Here is a 3,909-nt window from a genome sequence, read left to right as displayed (position 1 = left end):
CCCGGCTTCCGCCCCCGCCCCGGTCTCCCCTCCGGGCCGGGGGCGGACCCATCGGCCCGTCGGCCGCATCGGCCCGTCCGCCCACCGGGCGCGCGGCGTACCCGGCCGGAGCCCGGGCGGAACCGCGGGCAGGCGTCCGGGGTCCTGTTCGACGAGCAGGCATCCACGGACAGGGGGACCTCGTGACAACCGCGGACACCGATCGCCACCTCCGCTGGGAGGGCTGCTTCAACGTCCGTGACCTGGGCGGGATCGCCGGGATCCGGCGCGGGGCACTCGTCCGCGCCGACGGCCTCGGCAAGCTCACCGCGCGGGGCTGGCGAGCGCTCGTCGACCACGGTGTGCGGACTGTCGTCGATCTCCGCAACCCGGACGAGTACGGCGAGGACGCCGCCCCGAGGCCGGCCGCCGTCACCACCGTGCGGATCCCGCTCGACGGCATCGAGCACCGGGATTTCTGGGACAGGTGGTGGGGCGGCTGGGAGTTCGGCACGCCGGTCTACTACCGGCCGTTCCTGGCCCGCTTCCCCGAACGGGTCGCCGCCGTGGTGACGGCGATCGCCGGGGCCCCGCCCGGCGGCGTCGTCCACCACTGCTCCGCCGGCCGCGATCGCACCGGCCTGGTCAGCCTGGTCCTGCTGTCCCTGATGGGCGCGGACCCGGTGCGGATCGCGGACGACTACGTGCTCAGCGAGCCCCGCGTCAAGGCCATGAACGAGGCCGGCGGCAGGCCCGACGACGGTCCGGAACTGGCCGCCGGACTCGCCTCGCGCGGGCTCACCGCCCACCGGGCGGCCGTGGACGTGGCGCGTTGGCTGCGGGCCGGGCCCTACCTGAGCGCGGCGGGCGTGCCCGCCTCCCTCCTTGGCGCGCTCACAGACAGGGCGGGCGGAGCGGCGCCGGAGCCGGGCTGACCGGAGCCCGGCTGACCGGGACCGGGCGCGTCCCGGCCCGGGAGCGGCCGCTCCGAGGAGGCCGCCTCGATCACACCGTCCAGGACCTCGCGGGCGCGCCGCAGGTCCGCGATCATGCCGTCGATCCGGGCCCGCGCCCGGGTGAGTTCGGTGACCAGCAGCGGGGTCGCCGCCGCCGAGGGCCCGCCGTCGGCGTCGCGTATGCAGGGCAGCAGCTCTGCGATCTTCGAGCTGCACAGGCCCGCGGCGAGGAGTTCCTGGATGCGGACGACCCGGTCGACCGCGCTCTCCGGGTACGAGCGGTGGCCGCCCGGCGTGCGTCCGGCGGTGAGCAGCCCCTGCTGCTCGTAGTAGCGCAGCGAACGCTCGCTGACCGCCGTGCGGCGGGCCAGTTCACCGATCCTCACCGACACTCCTTCCGCCGGACGGGCCGCACTTGAACCTGACACCGGTGTCAGCTCCTACCGTCCCGGCATGACGAACGCAGCCCTTCTCAGCCCGTATTCCCTCGGAGCCCTGCACCTGCCCAACCGGGTCGTCATGGCCCCCATGACGCGGTACCGCGCCGCCGAGGACGGCACCCCGCTCCCGCTCGTCGCCGAGCACTACGCGCAGCGGGCGAGCGCCGGTCTCATCGTCACCGAGGGCATCTGGCCGAGCCGCCGCGGGCAGAGCGGCTGGCGCATCCCCGGACTCGAGAGCGCGCGGCACATCGAGGGCTGGCGCGCCGTCACGGACGCCGTGCACGCGGCGGGCGGCCGGATCTTCGCCCAGCTGATGCACGGCGGCCGGCAGGGACACCCGCTGTCCAGGATCGACGGGTCCGTGCCCGCCGGCCCCTCCGCGGTGCCCGAGCCCGGCCCGGTGCACGTAAGGGACGGGGGCAAGGCCGACCCGGTGGTGCCCCGGGTGATGACGCACGCCGACATCCGCACCGCGCTCGACGACTACGCCCGTGCCGCCGTGAACGCGATCGAGGCGGGTTTCGACGGGGTCGAACTGCACGGCGCCAACAGCTACCTGATCCACCAGTTCCTCGCCGACAACACCAACCTGCGCCAGGACGCCTACGGAGGAACGGTCCCGGGCCGGATCCGCTTCGCGGCCGAGGCGGTGGAGGCCGTCGCCGGAGCCGTCGGCGCGGAGCGGACCGCGCTGCGCCTCTCGCCCGGCAACCCGCAGTTCGGCATGGAGGAGGCCGACCCGGCGCCCGTCTACCGCGCCCTGCTCGACGCGATCGCCGGGACCGGCCTCGCCTACCTGCACCTCACCGACGACGACCGGTATCCGGCCCTCGACGACCTGCGTCCACGCTGGCCCGGTCCGCTCGTCGCCAACGTGGGGGAGAACCGGGAGCCGACGACGCGGCGGGCGGGCGAGGAGGTCCTGCGGTCCGGGCGCGCAGACCTCGTCTCGTACGGACGGGCGTTCATCGCCAATCCCGACCTGCCGCTGCGCTTCGCCACGGGCGCCGCCCTCAACACCTTCGACGCGGAGTACCTCTACACCCACGGCGCCGAGGGCTACACCGACTACCCGGCGCTCGGCGGTGACGAGGCCGCCGCCTGAGCCCCCGCCAAACCGTCGTGGCCGCACCGGAATTGCCGCCGGCGGCACCGGACGCGGCCCGCACCGGACCGGAGACGGGCCGCACCGGGGCCGCCGGCCGCGCCTGCGAGACTGGAGGGATGACCGAGCCGCGTACGACGCGCACCACGACGCTTCGCACCGCACACACCGCCGAGCTCTCCGACGCCGAGCGGGGCGAGATCCGCTCGCTGATGGACGAGGCCTTCGACGGCGACTTCGGCGACGAGGACTGGGACCACTGCCTGGGCGGTGTGCACGCCCTCGTCCGCGACAGCCGGACCGGGCTCGTGGTGGGGCACGGGAGCGTCGTGCAGCGCCGGGTGCTGCACCGGGGCCGGTCGCTGCGCGTCGGGTACGTGGAGGCGGTCGCCGTGCGCGAGGGGTACCGGTGCCGGGGGGCCGGCGGGCAGGTGATGGCGGCTCTCGAGCGGATCGTCGACGGGGCGTACGTCCTCGGCGCGCTCTCCGCCACGGACGAGGGGGCGTCGCTCTACGCGAGGCGCGGCTGGCGGCTCTGGGCCGGTCCGCTCGCCGCCCTCGGCCCCTCCGGCCAGGTCCCGCTCCCGGACGAGGAGGACTCGACGTACGTCCGCCCCGCCGCCGGCCGCGCACTGCCCGACCCGTCGGCGCCGCTGGTCTTCGACTGGCGGGACGGTGACGTCCTGTAGTCGGACCTAGCCCCACGGTGACTCCGGGCGAGCCGCTGTCTCAGATAGTAGGAAGTCCGAGTAATTGTGGAGACAGAACGGCGGGCCTCGCTTAGCTTTGTAGAAGCCGAACGTCTCGTCGCCCGATCCGGCGGCCCGGCGGTTCCGAGCGCGCCCTGTGCAGGCCACCCCTGCGGCGCAGGCTCGCCGCCCTTTCCGGTGTCAGAATCCCCTTCGACCGAGCTTCGTACTGCCTCGCGTACGTCCGCTCTCCGAGGAGCCGATCATCATGGCCGAGACCGCCCGCAGGATCCGCCAGGCCAAGCGCCGTACCGACGACACCGAGCGCAAGAACGCGGCCGCCGCCCTCCAGCGCGCGCTGGACCGCAGGGACAACGGCGGCGCGACCGGCCACTGAGAAGGCCGGCCGCCACCGGGACCGCCGGTCCCGGGCCGATGCCCCGCCCGCCCGTTCAGGACCGTTCGATCTCGAAGTGGTCCACGCGCTCCCCGCTCTCGGCGAGCGCCGAGACCCTCAGCCGCGGGTCCGCCCCTGCCTGCGCCTCCACCGCGAGGAACGAGAAGCCCGCGTAGCGGACCCGTGACCACTCCGCGGTCTCGGGCTCCTTGTCCCCCGACTCCGTCCAGTGGAAGCTCTCGACGTGGTCGCGGTCGTGGACCTTGCCCTCGTAGCTCTCCGGCACTCCCTCCGGGAAGCCGTAGAGCCTCGCTCCCGCCCCGCCCGCCGTGACGTAGAC

The 3,909-nt window shown here is 74.7% G+C and carries 4 protein-coding genes and 2 pseudogenes; 4 read left to right on the top strand and 2 right to left on the bottom strand.

Annotation, left to right across the window (positions count from 1 at the left end; all coding sequences use genetic code 11):
- Positions 1-182 precede the first annotated feature (182 nt).
- Complete coding sequence (locus GUY61_RS35825) at positions 183-914, top strand: tyrosine-protein phosphatase (protein WP_166634478.1); 732 nt, start codon at positions 183-185, stop codon at positions 912-914.
- Positions 915-970: 56 nt separating this feature from the next.
- On the opposite strand, the pseudogene GUY61_RS35820 reads toward GUY61_RS35825, so the two are convergent.
- Positions 971-1,321, bottom strand: a pseudogene (locus tag GUY61_RS35820) (MerR family transcriptional regulator); the annotation flags it as partial.
- A 67-nt stretch (positions 1,322-1,388) separates the two neighbouring features.
- On the opposite strand from GUY61_RS35820, the gene GUY61_RS35815 reads away from it, so the two are divergent.
- The 3 genes from GUY61_RS35815 to GUY61_RS41365 all read left to right on the top strand — a co-directional run bounded on the left by GUY61_RS35815 (position 1,389) and on the right by GUY61_RS41365 (position 3,569).
- Positions 1,389-2,483 carry an alkene reductase gene (locus GUY61_RS35815; RefSeq protein ID WP_166634476.1) on the top strand — a complete coding sequence of 365 codons (1,095 nt, stop codon included), beginning with the start codon at positions 1,389-1,391 and terminating at the stop codon, positions 2,481-2,483.
- 119 nt (positions 2,484-2,602) lie between these two features.
- Positions 2,603-3,172: a GNAT family N-acetyltransferase gene (locus tag GUY61_RS35810; RefSeq protein ID WP_166634475.1), complete on the top strand. Its 570-nt coding sequence runs from the start codon at positions 2,603-2,605 to the stop codon at positions 3,170-3,172.
- Positions 3,173-3,440: 268 nt separating this feature from the next.
- Positions 3,441-3,569 carry a hypothetical protein gene (locus GUY61_RS41365; RefSeq protein ID WP_279576895.1) on the top strand — a complete coding sequence of 43 codons (129 nt, stop codon included), beginning with the start codon at positions 3,441-3,443 and terminating at the stop codon, positions 3,567-3,569.
- 55 nt (positions 3,570-3,624) lie between these two features.
- Here GUY61_RS41365 and GUY61_RS35805 read toward each other — a convergent pair.
- Positions 3,625-3,909 (bottom strand): annotated as a pseudogene (locus GUY61_RS35805) (phosphoesterase); the annotation flags it as partial.

The organism is Streptomyces sp. GC420 (assembly GCF_009916105.1).
GTDB lineage: Bacteria > Actinomycetota > Actinomycetes > Streptomycetales > Streptomycetaceae > Streptomyces.
The sequence above is the reverse complement of the archived record's forward strand: the minus strand, read 5'-3'. Positions and strand labels throughout refer to the sequence as shown.

Excerpts from the sequence above, each read along its gene's own strand:
- GUY61_RS35815 (WP_166634476.1), top strand. The coding sequence starts at position 1,389 with ATGACGAACGCAGCCCTTCTCAGCCCGTATTCCCTCGGAGCCCTGCAC.
- GUY61_RS35810 (WP_166634475.1), top strand. The coding sequence starts at position 2,603 with ATGACCGAGCCGCGTACGACGCGCACCACGACGCTTCGCACCGCACAC.
- GUY61_RS41365 (WP_279576895.1), top strand. The coding sequence starts at position 3,441 with ATGGCCGAGACCGCCCGCAGGATCCGCCAGGCCAAGCGCCGTACCGAC.